Source organism: Gemmatimonadota bacterium (genome assembly GCA_022560615.1).
GTDB lineage: Bacteria > Gemmatimonadota > Gemmatimonadetes > Longimicrobiales > Gaopeijiaceae > UBA1138.
Genome location: JADFSR010000011.1, coordinates 83,889 through 98,300 on the forward strand (window position 1 = coordinate 83,889; position 14,412 = coordinate 98,300).

General features: G+C 63.5%; 14 protein-coding genes and 1 tRNA gene. 12 read left to right on the forward strand and 3 right to left on the reverse strand.

Annotation, left to right across the window (positions count from 1 at the left end):
- Positions 1-82: 82 nt before the first annotated feature.
- From IIB36_08680 to upp, 5 genes are all read left to right on the forward strand, one after another.
- Positions 83-736, forward strand: a complete 654-nt coding sequence (locus tag IIB36_08680; protein ID MCH7531817.1) for a site-2 protease family protein — start codon at positions 83-85, stop codon at positions 734-736.
- A complete protein-coding gene (locus tag IIB36_08685; protein MCH7531818.1) occupies positions 727-1,557 on the forward strand; it encodes a segregation/condensation protein A in 831 nt (276 codons plus the stop codon). Before IIB36_08680 ends, IIB36_08685 begins: the two co-directional genes overlap by 10 nt.
- Positions 1,554-2,216, forward strand: a complete 663-nt coding sequence (scpB, locus tag IIB36_08690) for an SMC-Scp complex subunit ScpB (GenBank protein MCH7531819.1) — start codon at positions 1,554-1,556, stop codon at positions 2,214-2,216. Before IIB36_08685 ends, scpB begins: the two co-directional genes overlap by 4 nt.
- A gap of 212 nt (positions 2,217-2,428) precedes the next feature.
- The gene (locus tag IIB36_08695) at positions 2,429-3,157 is read left to right on the forward strand and encodes an rRNA pseudouridine synthase (protein ID MCH7531820.1); all 729 of its coding nucleotides are present in this window, start codon (positions 2,429-2,431) and stop codon (positions 3,155-3,157) included.
- Positions 3,158-3,159: 2 nt separating this feature from the next.
- Positions 3,160-3,798, forward strand: a complete 639-nt coding sequence (gene upp, locus IIB36_08700) for a uracil phosphoribosyltransferase (protein ID MCH7531821.1) — start codon at positions 3,160-3,162, stop codon at positions 3,796-3,798.
- 4 nt (positions 3,799-3,802) lie between these two features.
- Here upp and IIB36_08705 read toward each other — a convergent pair whose 3' ends face one another.
- Positions 3,803-5,260: a TrkH family potassium uptake protein gene (locus IIB36_08705; protein ID MCH7531822.1), complete on the reverse strand. Its 1,458-nt coding sequence runs from the start codon at positions 5,258-5,260 to the stop codon at positions 3,803-3,805.
- Positions 5,260-6,603 (reverse strand): Trk system potassium transporter TrkA, encoded by a 1,344-nt coding sequence (gene trkA / locus IIB36_08710; GenBank protein ID MCH7531823.1) that lies wholly within the window; start codon positions 6,601-6,603, stop codon positions 5,260-5,262. Before trkA ends, IIB36_08705 begins: the two co-directional genes overlap by 1 nt.
- A gap of 119 nt (positions 6,604-6,722) precedes the next feature.
- Here trkA and IIB36_08715 point away from each other — a divergent pair.
- Together IIB36_08715 and IIB36_08720 are read left to right on the forward strand one after the other, a co-directional pair.
- Positions 6,723-6,796 (forward strand) — tRNA-Ile (locus IIB36_08715).
- A gap of 742 nt (positions 6,797-7,538) precedes the next feature.
- On the forward strand, positions 7,539-9,188 hold the full coding sequence (locus IIB36_08720) for a hypothetical protein (protein MCH7531824.1): 1,650 nt from the start codon (positions 7,539-7,541) through the stop codon (positions 9,186-9,188).
- 68 nt (positions 9,189-9,256) lie between these two features.
- On the opposite strand, the gene IIB36_08725 is transcribed toward IIB36_08720, so the two are convergent.
- Complete coding sequence (locus tag IIB36_08725; GenBank protein MCH7531825.1) at positions 9,257-9,628, reverse strand: peptide chain release factor-like protein; 372 nt, start codon at positions 9,626-9,628, stop codon at positions 9,257-9,259.
- A gap of 100 nt (positions 9,629-9,728) precedes the next feature.
- Here IIB36_08725 and IIB36_08730 point away from each other — a divergent pair, with 100 nt between their 5' ends.
- The 5 genes from IIB36_08730 to IIB36_08750 are packed head-to-tail and all read left to right on the forward strand — an operon-like array spanning position 9,729 to position 14,206.
- The gene (locus tag IIB36_08730) at positions 9,729-10,814 is read left to right on the forward strand and encodes an AI-2E family transporter (protein MCH7531826.1); all 1,086 of its coding nucleotides are present in this window, start codon (positions 9,729-9,731) and stop codon (positions 10,812-10,814) included.
- Between the two features lie 2 nt (positions 10,815-10,816).
- Positions 10,817-11,326 carry a hypothetical protein gene (locus tag IIB36_08735; GenBank protein MCH7531827.1) on the forward strand — a complete coding sequence of 170 codons (510 nt, stop codon included), beginning with the start codon at positions 10,817-10,819 and terminating at the stop codon, positions 11,324-11,326.
- A gap of 39 nt (positions 11,327-11,365) precedes the next feature.
- A complete protein-coding gene (locus IIB36_08740) occupies positions 11,366-11,554 on the forward strand; it encodes a hypothetical protein (GenBank protein ID MCH7531828.1) in 189 nt (62 codons plus the stop codon).
- Positions 11,554-12,663 (forward strand): BamA/TamA family outer membrane protein, encoded by a 1,110-nt coding sequence (locus IIB36_08745; GenBank protein ID MCH7531829.1) that lies wholly within the window; start codon positions 11,554-11,556, stop codon positions 12,661-12,663. Before IIB36_08740 ends, IIB36_08745 begins: the two co-directional genes overlap by 1 nt.
- 10 nt (positions 12,664-12,673) lie before the next feature.
- Positions 12,674-14,206 carry a HEAT repeat domain-containing protein gene (locus IIB36_08750; protein ID MCH7531830.1) on the forward strand — a complete coding sequence of 511 codons (1,533 nt, stop codon included), beginning with the start codon at positions 12,674-12,676 and terminating at the stop codon, positions 14,204-14,206.
- The last annotated feature ends 206 nt before the right edge of the window (positions 14,207-14,412 follow it).

The window sequence follows — 14,412 nt, forward strand, 5'->3', positions numbered from 1 at the left end:
TTTCGTTCGGTTATGAGCCAACAAAGCTAGAACCGACGCATTGTGGGATCAACGGGTATCGAGGAGTTAGCTTAAGCACACCATGGAAGTCGTCCTTCTCATCGCCGTCCTCATTTTCTCGGTCGTAGTGCACGAGGTCGCGCACGCCTGGCAGGCTCGCCGGGAGGGTGACGACACCGCGGACCGACTCGGGCGGATCACGCTGAACCCGTTGCCGCACCTCGACCCTATCGGGTCCGTGATCGTTCCGCTCGTGCTGCACTTCACCGGGAGTGGCTTCTTGTTCGGGTGGGCGAAGCCGGTGCCGGTGAATCCCGCGAACTACCGGAGCCCGGTTTGGGGTGACATCCGCGTCTCGATGGCAGGGATCGTGTCGAACCTGGGTCTCGCGGTTCTGTCGACGTTCGGCTTGGCGATCGCATTCAAGGCCCAGAGCAGCCTCGGCTCCCTAGGCGGTGCCACGGCGCTGGCGGCTCAAGCCGCGTACTATGGCGTGCTCATCAACCTCGTGCTCGCGTTCTTCAACCTGATTCCGATCCCTCCCCTGGACGGCTCGCACGTTCTCTTCCATGTGCTGCCGAGGCCGCTGGCGATGCGCTACCGGGAGGCGGGACGCCACGGGCTGCTCATCATGATGGGGCTGCTCTTCTTCTTTCCGGGTGTGTTCAGGTACCTCCTCTGGCCGGTGACGTTCTTCGCTGGGCTCGCCACCGAGTTCGCTCGCCTATGGATCTGACGGTCGCCGAGAGGGCCACCGAGCGCGAGGGCTTCTTCCTGGTCGAGTTCGAGCGCTTCAAGGGGCCGCTCGACCTGCTGTTGCACCTCATCCGGTCGCAGGACATCGACATCTTCGAGATCCCGATCTCGACCATCACCAAACAATTCCTCGAGGCGATCCGGGGATTGGACGCTCACGACCTGGATGGAGCCGGGGAATTCCTGGAGATGGCGGCGACGCTCGTGCACATCAAAGCGCAGATGCTCCTGCCGCGCTCGGTCGAGGAGGAGGAGGAAGGAGACCCCCGAGCGGAGCTCGTGCGTCGGCTGCTCGAGTACGAGCAGATTCGCGAGATCTCGTTGCGTCTGCGAGTCGCGGAGGCGGATCGGGGCCGTCGATTCGGTAAGGGATACATCCCGCTGCGCCCGAAGATGCCTCAGGCCGAGGTCCCACTCGAGACCACCTGGGATGAGGTGTACGCCGCTGCCCTTCTGGTCGAGATGCCTGTTCCCCGGCAGCGGGAGCACCGAATCACGATCCGTACGGTGTCGATGCAGGCCAAGGTCGTTCTGATCCTGGACGCACTCAAGCATGAGTCCCGGGTCGAGTTCACGCGCCTGCTGGCCGGCTTCAAGGATCGCACGCACGGGGTGATGACGTTCCTGGCCAGTCTCGAGCTGACACGCCGCGGTGTGCTCTTCCTGCGCCAGACGCGGCCGTTCTCCGAGTTGTGGATCTATCGCAGGAACGAGCAAGTCGAGGAGGGGCTTCTGGCCGAAGTCGAGGCTCCCGAGGAGCCTCGCCCCGAAGCTCAAGCTGATGAAGGAGCGGAAGCTTGAACGCACCGCAAATCGTGGAAGCGGTCCTTTTTGCGTCGGATGCTCCCCTTAGCCCCGACGAGATTGCGCGCGCGGACGAGCTGCTCGATGAAGACCGAGTCGAAGAGGCGCTCCAGTCGCTGCAGGCGGAGTACGATGACGCACAAAGGGCCTTCCAGCTCGTGGAGGTCGCGGGGGGTTATCAGATCCTGACGCGCCCCGAATACGCACCGTATCTGGAGCGTTTCGACAATGTCCCACGCCCGGCGCGGCTCTCGGGTCCGTCGCTCGAGACGCTCGCGATCATCGCATACCGCCAGCCGATCGGGCGCTTGGAGGTCGAGTACGTCCGCGGAGTGGGGGCCTCCGGCGTGATCCGTACTTTGCAAGATCGCCGCCTGATCGACGTAGTCGGACGAGGGGAGGGGCTCGGCCGGCCCCTCTTGTACGGCACCACGACGCACTTCCTCGAACACTTCGGTTTCAAGTCCCTCGAAGGTCTGCCCCGCCCGGAGGAGCTTCCGATAATTCTGCGTGAGCGGCTGCCGCTCGGCGACGGAGCCACGGACAGCGACGCCCCGACGGCCGATGTGGACGAGGGGCGATCAGAAGAGCCGCAGGAGCCCGCCGAGCCGGATATCGGCGACGAAGACGACTCTCGAACCGACTCGGTCGACTAGTGTCCTATCCCAGAAGTTCGGCGTGCACCGAGGGTGCCGAGGCGCCGCGACCACTCGCCTTTCGGCGAGCGGTGCCCCAAGGCGCGACGACGAGGAATAGCAGGGCTATGGGGCACCCGCGCCGCAGGCGTGGGTCGAGGAGCAACGCAGCCAGGGTGGATGCATCGGTGCCTGAATGCCGGCGAACTTCTGGGATAGGACACTAACAGGCGGTGTCCGAAGGGATCCGCGTCCAGAAGTACCTGTCTCGTGCGGGACGCGCGTCCCGGCGGGAAGCTGAGCGGTTGATGCTCGCAGGACGAGTCCGCGTGAACGGGAAGGTCGTGCGAGAGTTGGGTGTCTGCGTGGTGCAGGGTCGCGACACTGTAGAGGTGGACGGCGAATTGGTCACGGGCGCCGAAGTTCGATGGATCGCGTTCCACAAGCCGCCGGGGGTGCTCACGACCAGGAGCGATCCGCATGGGGGCAGGACCGTGTACGATCTCTTGCCGCCCGAGCTGGGGGCGTTGCGCTACGTGGGCCGGCTCGATCGACCGGCGGAGGGACTGCTGCTCCTGACCAACGACGGAGACGTCGCGAACAGACTCCAGCATCCCAGCCGCGGCGTGGAGCGAGAGTATCTGGTTGTGGTGAATGGTGAAGTGGGTCGGGCGAGCCTGGCGGCTCTGACGCTTGGCGTCGATCTCGAGGACGGCCCAGCCAGGGCGGCTTCGGCCCGGATCGTCGAGCGCGGAGCGCACGATACCACACTCCGGTTGGTCCTGACCGAAGGCAGGAAGAGAGAAGTTCGACGCATGATGCTCGAGATCGGGCATGGCGTAAGTCGGCTCGTCCGACTCCGCTTCGGCACCGTCAACCTCGGAGATCTGGAGGCGGGTGCGTGGCGCGAGCTCGAGCCCGACGAACGAAAGAGCCTGGTGGCTCTGTCCATCAAGAGGTGATCATGTCCGAGCTTCCCAACCTCACCGTGGTCGACCATCCGCTCATCCGACACAAGCTTGCTTTGCTGCGCTCGGTCGATACGCCCACGAAGCTCTTCCGCGAGCTCGTCGAAGAGATCGCGATGCTCATGGCGTACGAGGTGACGCGTACGCTCGAGGAAGAGGAGGTCGAAGTCGTTACGCCGCTCGAGACCATGACCGGGCATCGCATCGCGGGCAAGAAACTCGTGGTCGTGCCGGTGCTGCGGGCGGGGCTTGGTATGGTCGAAGGTGTGCTGCGCCTCATCCCCGGCGCACGGATCGGGCACGTCGGCCTGGCGCGCGACGAAGAGTCTCTACAGCCCGTCGAGTACTACTTCAAAGTGCCGAGCGAGCCCGAAGCGCGGCGTTTCCTCGTCGTCGATCCCATGCTCGCGACCGGCGGGTCCGCTTCTGCGGCGATCGCGCGGCTGAAGAGCAGGGGCGTGCGCAGCATCACCTACATGTGCTTGGTCGCGGCCCCAGAAGGTGTGCGCGCCTTGGCAGAGGTCCATCCGGACGTGGCGCTCTTCACAGGCGTTCTGGACCGGCAGCTCAACGACGTCGGCTACATCCTGCCGGGGCTCGGGGACGCGGGCGATCGACTTTTCGGGACCAAGTAGCCTTCTAGTGAAACGAGCGCCGAGCCTTCCACGTCTCGGGGTGGAAGAGCAGTAGCACCGTGTAGATTTCGAGCCGGCCGACCAGCATGAAGAAGGAGAGCACGATGAGCGCGGGGTCTGACATCCACCCGTAGTTGTCCGTGGCGCCGACGTCACCGAAGCCAGGGCCTACGTTGCCTATCGTGGCTATGCTCGCCGCGATCGACGTCAGCGGATCCATGCCCAGGAAGCCGAGCACGACTGCGCCGGCGAGGCAGAGCAGGAGATATAGGATCACGAAGCCCGTGACGTTGGCCAGCACTTCCTGCTTCACGGTCTTCTCCCCGACCCGCGTCAACAGCACCGCCCGGGGGTGGAGGTGCTTCCTGAGCTCAATGGCGGTCTGCTTGACCAGCAGCAGGACGCGCATCGTCTTGATGCCGCCGCCAGTCGAGCCGGCCATTCCACCCACGAAGAAGAGCGCGAAGAGAGCCATCTGCGCCCCTGGAACCCACAGCTCGTAGTCGGCGGTCACGAAGCCTGTAGTGGTGGTGATCGAGGTCGCCTGGAATAGCGCGTCGCGCACGGCGGGCTCGAACGCGGCGTAGCTTCCCGACGCCAGGTTCACGACGGCGATCGCGATCGCGGCGAGTACCACGATGCAGGTGTAGAAGCGCCACTCATGGTCGCGGAAATAGACTGGTCGCCCGGTCGCCGCACGGAAGTGCAGTGAGAAGTTCACGCCCGCGAGATACATGAAGACGATCGTCACCCAGTGGATGTATGCCGAGTCGAACGAGGCGATCGACGCGTTCCTGGTACTGAAGCCCCCAGTGGCGAGCGTGGTGAAGCTGTGGTTCACCGCGTCGAAGAAACTCATGCCTCCCAGCAGATAGAGCGCGGTCTCCGCCGCGGTAAGGCCGACGTACACGAGCCAGAGCAGCTTCGCGGTCTGCGTAATACGGGGTCGCAGCCGCTCCGGGGTCGGTCCGGGCACCTCGGCCTTGAAGAGCTGCATGCCGCCGACACCCAGGTACGGCAGAACCGCAATCACGAGCACGATGATGCCCATCCCACCCAGCCACTGCGTCAGAGACCTCCAGAAGAGCACTCCGTGAGGAAGCGACTCGATGTCGGTGAACACCGACGCACCCGTGGTCGTGAAGCCCGACATCGCTTCGAAGAACGCGGTGACGGGTGAATCGAGCGCTCCTGTGAACAGATACGGAAGTGTCCCGAACGCGGCCGCCGCCGTCCAGGCCAGCGTGACGATCGCGAAGCCTTCTCTGGGTGTCAGGTCACCCTCGAACATCGTGATTCTGTACGTGAAGCCGCCCACGAAAAAGGTCACGATGCCGGCCAGGAGAATGCCCAGAGCGTCGCCGTCGCCGTACACGAACGCGACCCCTGCCGCCATGAACATCGACAGGGAAACGAAGATCTGGAGCAGACCTACGACGTTCGCGACCCGGGCTAGGGACATCAGTCGAAGAGCTGCTCGACCTCGGGGACCGCGTCCGGCAGCGCGAACACGATGACGTCGTCGCCCGGCAACACGATGTCGTCGCCGCGAGGGAGGATGATCTCGTCACCACGCACGATGGTGCCGATGACCGCGTCCTTCGGGAAGTGCACGTCTTTTAGCGCCTGGCCCGCGATCGCCGACCCTTCATCGACGCTGAACTCGATCATCTCGGCGTCGGTGCCGGTCAGCTCTGCGACGGTGACTACGTGACCCCGCCGAACGTAGCGCAGGATCGCGTTCACCGTGGACATCCGCGCAGATACCGATGCGTCCACGCCGACGCGCGGTACCAGTCGCAGATACTCGAACTTGTGTACCAGGCTCACGACCTTGTGGGCGCCCACGGTCTTGGCGAGCAGGCTCGAGAGCAAATTGGTCTCGTCGCTGTTGGTCGCTGCAACGAAGCCATCGATATCCGCTACGCCCTCCATCTCCAGGAGCTCGAGGTCGGTCGCGTCCGCGTGGAGCACGAGCGCGCGCGGCAATCGCTCCGCTAGCTCGAGACACCGCCGCCGATTTCGGTCGAGGATCGTGCAATCGATGCCCTTCGCGTCGAGGATCTCCGCGAGGTACTCGCCCTCTCTGCTACCTCCGGCGATCATCACGCGGCGTAGGCGGGACGACTTGTATCCAGCGAGCGGCGCGAGATCCTCGATCTCGCTGGTGGGGGAGAGCAGGTACAGTTGGTCTCCCGCCAGGATCTTGGAATCGCCCTTTGGAATGTGCGTCTTGCCGTCACGGACGATGGCGACCGTCGCATAGTGGTGGTCGTTCAAGTCCTCGGCGAGCTCGGCGAGCGTCTTGCCCGCCACTGGCGCCCCCTCCTTGATGCGCAGTCCGATGAGATGGACGCGACCCCCTGCGAAGGGCACGACATCGGTAGCGATCTCACTGCGCAGCAGGTCGAACGTCTCCCGTGCACACTCGCGCTCCGGGTTGATCATCAGGTCGATGCCCATCTGCTCTTGGGAGAGCACCGAGCCCTCTCCGTAGTACTCGGGATTCGATATGCGGGCCACGACGTGCTGCACGCCGAACTTCTTCGCCGCCATCGACGCGATGAGGTTGACTTCGTCCTTGCTCGTGACCGACAGCAGCATGTTCGCGTCGCTGATTCCGGCCTTTTCCAGCACAGGAAGCGAAGCGCCGTTACCTACGACGGTGAGGATGTCGAGCTGTTGCGAAGCGAAGTCCGCCCGCTCCGGGTCGGACTCGATCAGGATGACGTCCTGATTCTCTTCTGAGAGGCGCTTAGCCAGGTGGAAACCCACCTCGCCTGCGCCGAGAACGACCACTTTCATGCGAGAGCTCTGTCGCGGGCGTGCGAGTGCGGCGTCCAGGACGGACGGCGCTGGCGCATGAAGCTAGTTGGAAGGGGGCACTGCGCGAACGGTGGCATGGGCTGTATCTTCTTTGCCGCGGGCCCGTAGCTCAGTCGGTTAGAGCAGCCGACTCATAATCGGTAGGTCGCAGGTTCGAGCCCTGCCGGGCCCATTGCCGGGCCCATTGCGGGGACCCCTCTAGTCCAAGGGGTTCCGGCTGTTTCGTAGCTCAAAGTCCGGCATGTCCTTCCGCTTCGTCGCTCACCGGCGCCTGAGTGTGTGCCAGCCGGCTCCGAGCTGGTGGGGTAGCTCGGCCGCGGAAGAGGTGCGAGCCACTCCCGGCCGAGCTTGTCCTCGTCCCTGCGCCATCGGATGGCTCCGTGGCTCCCTCGGTCGGGCAGCCACTCCGAATACCGGAGGGCGACGATCGCGCCAATCCGGTGAGCGTGATCATCGTGAGTGGGCTGTTCGCTCTGGGGTTGCCGTTCGTATTGTTGTAGCGAACGCGACAGAGACGAGCTTACTGGCGCTCTGCAGCAGTACCGCGTATCCTATGACCGCTCCCGCCTCCGCCCCCGGGCTCGATGCCTGTATCTGGGAGCAGCATATGTGAAAGTCGAAGGCGGACCTCTCGCTCGTGGCCCTCACGATTCTTCCCGCGTGTTCCTCGGCGCGGTCCGGGCTAGGCCGTGGCAGGTCGGTACTCCCCCCTACCTGTTGGAGGTCGTGATCGGGCGCACAGCTGGCGGAGCGGAGTCGACGACGTGATCGCCGGCTGACCCCCCCTGGCGAGCGCCGCCGGCCACTCAACCTCGAAAAGCCCGTTCACTCGTGAGACGAATGACGCTCGCCGTGGGCGAGGCAAAGTTCGTTATGCCACGTCGACTGTGGAAGAGATCTCGGAGAAGTTCACCATGGATTACGCAAGCCACGCTCAAGAATTGGATATCGAAGTCAGAAAGGTGCTGCTCACCAGTGTTTGCCGGCCGCTGGGTGAGAAGTATGGCCACGGTCCCAGCGTGGGCTATGAACTTCTGCACGCCCAGGTAACTCGGGCCCAGGGGCTGTTCAGTCCCCGTTCGCTGCATGTGAGTTTTGGTCTGGAGTACATCGCTGAAAACATCGACGTACCCACGACGGTCCTGCAGTATCCCTCAAAGAGGGAATTCATCGGGGAATTGAAGTGCGGCCACGATTTGATCGGCATCTCATTCGTGCTCGGCACCTTCAACAGCATGAAGGAGCAAGTGGAACTCATCCGCAAATACTCCCCCCACAGCAAGATTGTGCTGGGAGGATATGGAACGGTTCTCTCAGATGAGACGCTCCTTCCTCTGGCTGACTTCATCTGCCGGGAGGAGGGAGTGGGATTCATGCGCCGGGTACTCGGACAGCCTGAGAAGGCCATGCCCTACAGCCACCCAACGATTGTCAATCCACTGACGGTCTTTGGCCGGAATGTTTCCCGTACCGGAGTCGTCTTCGGGGGGCTGGGTTGTCCCCATGGCTGCGATTTCTGTTGCACCTCGCATTTCTTCCGGCGCAAACATATTCGCTTGCTGCCCACCGGGGCCGATATCTACGCTGTGGTCCAGCGATACATGAAGTTGAGTCCCGAGATGACCATCATCATTCTCGACGAGGACTTCCTTCTCAATCGAAAGCGCGCCTTCGAATTCCGAGACTGCGTCGTAAGAGATGGCAAGGCGCTCTCGATCTTCTGTTTCGCCAGCGTGAAGGCCGTCAGCATGTATACGGTGACCGAGATTCTCGAGATGGGAATCGACGGGATATGGATCGGTTATGAGGGCACCAGGTCAGGTTTCGAAAAACAATCGGGCAGACCGGTTGAAGAGATCTTCACCGAATTCCGCGAGCATGGCATCACTATTCTTGCCTCCATGATTGTCGGCTTTGATTACCAGACGCCGGAGATCATCGAAGAGGAGCTATCGGGACTACTGGCACTGAAACCCTGCTTCAACCAGTTCCTCATCTACGGACCGGTGCCGGGCACGCCTTTCTTCGATCGGGTTGCGGAACAAGGTCTGCTTGTCCATGACGTGAGAGATGACCCCGTGGGATTGAGCCGAAAGGCTAGTGGATTCGACGCCCTGGTGAAGCATCCCAGCATGAGCGGTTTTGAAATCGAGAAGACGCAGAGGACATGCTTCGAGCAGGACTTCAAGCGCTTGGGTCCCTCAATATTCCGGTGCATCGAAACCTGGTTGCTCGGGCATTTGAAACTAAGGGATTCAGACAACCCCATCCTGCTGGACAAGGCCCGGATGTACGAGCGGCAACTCCGAGATTCCTATCCTGTGTTCCTGGCCGGGAGATTATTTGGTCCCACCCGGGAGGTTCGCCGCTGGATTGGACAGCTACAGGAGCGCATTCATTCTGTCATTGGCCGGCCGACGTTACCGGAGCGATTTCTGGCCGTCGCCGGCGTGGGCCTGGCTGCAGCCACAGGAACCGCTCTGAAACTGGGCTGGTTCCAACATCCCAAGCTCATTCGTCACACGTATGGTGAAAGAGAAGGTTCCTCAGCAGAATCTGTGTGAAAGAGATCGCGGCCCTCGGGCTCAAGCCTCCGCGACGTCCTCGCAAGACACGAATCGTGTGCGACAGGTCAGTCGCGCTCCGGATCCGGGGGTTTTCGGAGTCGCTTGGCTTGCCCTCGTTTGCGCTTGTTGCCGAGACGCTTCTCTTTCTCCCTGCGCGGCACCCGCGTCGATATACGAGGGGTCTTGCGACGCAGGAGCTTCTCGAGCTTCTCGCGCAGTCGCTCGAGCGCCCGGGTGCGGTTGCGATGCTGGCTGCGCTCCTCACGGGCCACCACTCGGAGGCCAGAGGGCAGGTGTACCAGCCGGACGCCGCTCTCGCTCGTATTTTGGTGCTGTCCGCCGGGTCCGCCCGCACGAAAAGTCTCCACGCGGCACTCGGCGAGGAGCTGCTCGTCCGAGTCGGGAATCTCCAAGTATGGGCTCGTCTCATTGTCCATTGCAGAGTCGCCCTCGGGCTATGGCACCATTTCGACGGTAGGGGTAGTGTTTGGCGCGCGCCGTATCTGCGGCGTCCCAACTAGCCCCTGCTAAGACCTCATGATCTTCGAGCGCACGGAGGAACATCCGGGCGCCAGGTTTCTCCTCATCCTGGCGTGTTTGGTCGTCGTGGTCTACGGGCTGAAATCTGCGGCGCCGATTCTGCTGCCTACCGCTCTAGCGCTGTTCCTCTCTGTTCTGAGCCTCCCGATCATGCTCTGGCTGGTGCACCACCGGGTACCGGCGGGGTTCGCGACCTTGATCACGGTGCTCATCTTCGTCTCAGTCGTCGGCCTACTGATCCTGGTGGCGAGCCAATCGGTTACCGACCTCCAGGACAATATCCAACGGTACCAGGACCTGTTCGGAGAACGCGTGGCAGCCGTGATAGAGTGGGTCGACGGTCTGAGCCCGAACTTCGACGTCAGCCCTTACATCACCACGGACCTGATCAATCCGACCGCGGTCGTGGACCTCGTGCAAGGCACGATCGGGCGCATCGCCCAGTTCTTCGGGACGACCTTCATCGTCTTCCTGATCATGGCCTTCATGCTGGGTGAGGCCACAGTCTTCCCGGAAAAGATCAGGTACGTGCTCGGGCAGAATGCCGGCGACGAGGACCGGTTGGCCAAGGTGGTTACGGAAGTGCAGACTTACCTGGGCATCAAGACGATGGTATCACTCGCTACGGGGCTGGTTCTGGGTCTTTGGGCCTATTACATGAAACTCGAGTTCGCTCTTCTGTTGGGCCTGATGGCGTTCCTGCTCAACTACGTGCCCACGGTTGGCTCGATCATCGCGGCGGTGCCCGCGGTGCTCTTGAGCATCGTTTTACACGGAACCGTAACTCACGCCCTGTTCGTGGCGATGGGTTACGTCGTTGTGAACGTCCTCTTCGGAAACATCCTCGAGCCCAACCTGTTGGGGCGCCGGCTCGGCCTGTCTACGCTGGTCGTGATCCTGTCGCTACTCTTCTGGGGGTGGGCGTGGGGTCCACTCGGGGCGCTGCTATCCGTGCCGCTGACGGTGATGGTGAAGATCTGGCTCGAGAACACACACGATTTGCGCTGGGTGGCGGTGTTGTTGGACAAGTCTCCCCCGCCCGTGCCGGCAGGCGGTGCGGGGACCGACCCGGAGGCGGCGTAGCGATGCCCAAAGTTGCGTTCGATGCGCTACCGGATCGTGGCCGGTTGTGGGTCTTTCCGGCTACGCAGGCCCTCAGTTCGGTCCAGTCCGATGCCTTCCTGCAAGCGGTCGACTCATTCCTCGACGCCTGGGCCGCCCACGGCGTTCCGCTTCGCTCCGGCAGGGAACTGAGGGAGGACCGTTTTCTGGTCATCGGCGTGGATGTGGACGCTGAAGCCCCCTCCGGCTGCTCGATCGACGCGCTGGTGAACCGCCTGCGTGGTCTCGGCACGGAGCTGAGCGTATCGATCATCGATCATGCTCCTGTGTGGTACCGCGACGGGGAGGAGATCCGGACTGTTACCCGCGCCGAGTTCCGGGCGCTGGTGGAGTCCGGGGCGGTGGGTCCCGAAACGCACGTGTTCGACACGAGCCTGACCACGATCGGAAGCTTCCGTGCCGGGGAGCTCGAGCAGCCGGCGGCTGCGACATGGCACGGGCGCGCCTTTTTCAAGGCTCACGTCAGCAACTGACCGGCGGACTGGACCACATCCAGAAGAAGCGATGGGACGATGAAGCTGATCGCTGTGCTGGCACTCTCGCTTGCCACCGGGCTCCAGGAGGCTCCTCCCGCTGACCGCCTCTACGGGCGCGTGTGGATAGATCTCAAGTCGATCGACTTCATCACGATCTCTGATCCCGCGATGGGTCAGGTGGTCGCGGGCTGGGACGACGTCGAACAGATGACGCTGGCGCGTTGATGCGGAAGAAGACAGTTCGACTACTTCTGCTGCTCGCGGCCGTCTTCACGGCGCCGAGCGCGCTGCAAGCGCAGGAGCCGGCACCTCCCTTGGCGCAGATGCCGCGTACCCTGCGGTGGGGTTTGCAGCGACCGGACCTCATGCGTTTCAACCGCGTGGAAGGACTCTCGATGGGAGTGCGTGGGCAGGTTCGGCCTCAGACGTCGCTCGGACCGTTGTCGGTGACTGGGACGGCTCGCATCGGGATTGCGGATCTGGAGCCCAACGGGCGTGTCGACATCACGCGCGAGACTTTGAAGCGACGCGTGACGTTCAGCCTCTTTCACGAGTTAGCTGCCATCGATGAGGATGCCCGGCACCTCGGGCTCGGCAATTCGCTGCTCGCGGCGTTCGCCGGTCGGGACGACGGGGACTACTATCGGCGCTCCGGGGCGTCCTTCGAGTGGACGCCACCCGAGTTGGAGCGACGAGACTTCAAAGTCAGAGGCTTCGCTGAGTACCACCGACCCGTAGTGGTGGAAACCGACTTCGCCGTCTTCAAGCTCCGTGACGACGCGTTTCGCTTCCGGGAGAACCTGATAGCGGACGAGGGTTGGGTGTACGGAGGCCAGGTCGCGATAACGCCCTGGTGGGGTTCCGATCCGAGCCTTGTACAAGGAGGTCTCAAGCTGACGGCCGAGGCGGCGACCGGCCACTTCGAGTACGCCCGCACCGCGTTGCTCGCGCGGTTGGCGGTGCCACTCCCGTCCGATATGCGCCTCGGACTCGAGGCCGGCGCCGGCAAGGGCTGGGGGAAGCTGACCACGCAGCGCATGTGGCACCTGGGTGGACCCTCGTCCCTGCGCGGTTACGATCCGCGCAGCCTCACAGGCACCAGCTTCGTCAGCGCGAGGGGTGAACTGGCGCGCACGTATTCGTTCGCTTCGGTATCGCTCTTCTCGGACGTCGGTTGGGTGGGGGAGTCCGAGAGCTACCGCTTCGAGGACGCGCTGTACTCGGCCGGCGTGGGCCTATCGGTGCTGGACGGCCTCATCCGGCTGGACTCCGCGTGGGGGCTCCGGCCGCCGCGCGCGTTCCGCCTCGAACTGTACCTCGACGCGATTCACTAGATTGCGTTCCATGAAGATCCATAGGTCTCGATCGTTCTCGCTCGCTCGCGTCGCGCCCCGGTTCTTGCTCGTCGTGTTCGTCGCGGCGTGTGACCCGGTCGCGCCGGACGCCGAGCTACCTCCAGTCAGACCGCGAGATGGGTTGCTCACTGACGCCACGCTGCAAGGCGTGGTGGATCTCCAGGTACAGCGGGACGGGGGGGCGCTCGCTGGCATGTTGACGCACGAAAGGGCCGACGTGCGCGCACGCGCGGCGCTCGCTCTCGGTTCGGTTCAGGCCGCTGAGACGCTCGTGCCCTTGCTGGCGGCCGCGCGCGGTGACCTCGACGCCAATGTCCGCCGGGACGCGGCGTTCGCCGTCGGACAGCTCGGCCAGGCCTCGTCGGTGCGGGAATTGGCCAGCGCCTTCGAGGCGGAATCCGACGCGGACGTGCGTGACCGGATCCTGGAGGCACTCGGTAAGATCGCTTCGCCGGAGGCCGCGAACGCTTTGCTTTCAGCGGAGGTCGCGGCCGCGGAGCAGGGGCGCAGGGTGCTGGCGCTCTCGGTGAACGGTGCCGTGAAAGGGGTCCGAAGCCAGGCGGCCCAGGACTTCCTTTTGGCGCGGCTCGACGACGCCGACGCCAAGGTCCGAGCCGGTGCGGCCTACTACTTCGGCCGCCTGGCAGATGCTTCGGCCTGGTCCGCTCGTGTGTCGCGGGTACGAGACGCGCTCCGCGCCTATCGGCGAGATGATCCGGCCGCGATGTACCTGGTCCAGGCTCTGGGGCGGATGTCAGATCCGTCCGATACGGATCGCCTAGCCGACTGGGCTGGATCGGCTACGGACTGGCGTACCAGGAGCAACGCCATGGCAGCGCTCGTTGGGCGGGAGCTGGAACCGGCAGCGCGGGACGCGCTCATGGCGGGTCTGGACGACCCGATGGAGCACGTGGCCATGAACGCGGCCACCGCGCTCGCGGGGAGCGCCCAGCCGCCGTCGGTGCTGGGTAGGCTCAAGGGCTGGATCGAGCGGAACCCAACGCGCATGGTCGTGATGGAGCCGCTCATCGTCATGCTCGCGAGGCAGAATGAGCGGGAGTTCGTCCTGAGCTGGCTCGACGCCCTCGACGAGACGGACGAGGCTGGTTGGCGCGTCGGGCTGTCCGCGATCAGCTCCTTGAGCGGCCGCGAAGCTCTGGATCGCCTCCGGGTCGCCCTGAACTCGCCGTCCGAGTCGATTGCCGGGTCTGCTGTGGCGGCGATGAGTCAGCGTTGGGCTGTGGACAAGCGAGATCCTCAGTTGCGCGACGTGTACTTTGCGATCTTCTCGGAGGCGCTGAACAGCGGCAATCCACAGCTCGAGTTCACGGCCGGGCAGATCCTGACCGATCCGCTGCTCTTTCCACATGGAAGCCAGCAGCTCCTGTTGGACGCATACCAGCTCAGACTGACGCAAAACGAAAGCCGAGAGGCCGCCGAGTTTCTGCGCCTGATCGCGGTGACCGAGGCTCCGGGGGCCGAAGCGCTTCTGCGGCAGGCACTAGACCCAAAGCAAGCGTGATGTTGTGCAGCCTACCTGAATAAGAAACCGGAAAGGCTTATCTTTATTGGAGTTAGCAAGATTCTCGGCAGAATCACTGCTCCAACGCAGGAGGCCTTTCCGGTGAAGAGAATATCGTTCAAGCAGAGCCGAAAGAACAGTGCCCGTCGCAAGCGCAAGGTAGCTGTCCGACATGCGCAGGCAGGGCATTGGGAAGCTCAGGCACA

Excerpts from the sequence above, each read along its gene's own strand:
- IIB36_08705 (MCH7531822.1), bottom strand. The coding sequence starts at position 5,260 with ATGTCCCTAGCCCGGGTCGCGAACGTCGTAGGTCTGCTCCAGATCTTC.
- IIB36_08745 (MCH7531829.1), top strand. The coding sequence starts at position 11,554 with ATGCGGAAGAAGACAGTTCGACTACTTCTGCTGCTCGCGGCCGTCTTC.
- IIB36_08740 (MCH7531828.1), top strand. The coding sequence starts at position 11,366 with ATGAAGCTGATCGCTGTGCTGGCACTCTCGCTTGCCACCGGGCTCCAG.
- IIB36_08725 (MCH7531825.1), bottom strand. The coding sequence starts at position 9,628 with ATGGACAATGAGACGAGCCCATACTTGGAGATTCCCGACTCGGACGAG.
- IIB36_08750 (MCH7531830.1), top strand. The coding sequence starts at position 12,674 with ATGAAGATCCATAGGTCTCGATCGTTCTCGCTCGCTCGCGTCGCGCCC.
- IIB36_08720 (MCH7531824.1), top strand. The coding sequence starts at position 7,539 with ATGGATTACGCAAGCCACGCTCAAGAATTGGATATCGAAGTCAGAAAG.
- IIB36_08735 (MCH7531827.1), top strand. The coding sequence starts at position 10,817 with ATGCCCAAAGTTGCGTTCGATGCGCTACCGGATCGTGGCCGGTTGTGG.
- IIB36_08680 (MCH7531817.1), top strand. The coding sequence starts at position 83 with ATGGAAGTCGTCCTTCTCATCGCCGTCCTCATTTTCTCGGTCGTAGTG.
- trkA (MCH7531823.1), bottom strand. The coding sequence starts at position 6,603 with ATGAAAGTGGTCGTTCTCGGCGCAGGCGAGGTGGGTTTCCACCTGGCT.
- IIB36_08685 (MCH7531818.1), top strand. The coding sequence starts at position 727 with ATGGATCTGACGGTCGCCGAGAGGGCCACCGAGCGCGAGGGCTTCTTC.
- upp (MCH7531821.1), top strand. The coding sequence starts at position 3,160 with ATGTCCGAGCTTCCCAACCTCACCGTGGTCGACCATCCGCTCATCCGA.
- IIB36_08730 (MCH7531826.1), top strand. The coding sequence starts at position 9,729 with ATGATCTTCGAGCGCACGGAGGAACATCCGGGCGCCAGGTTTCTCCTC.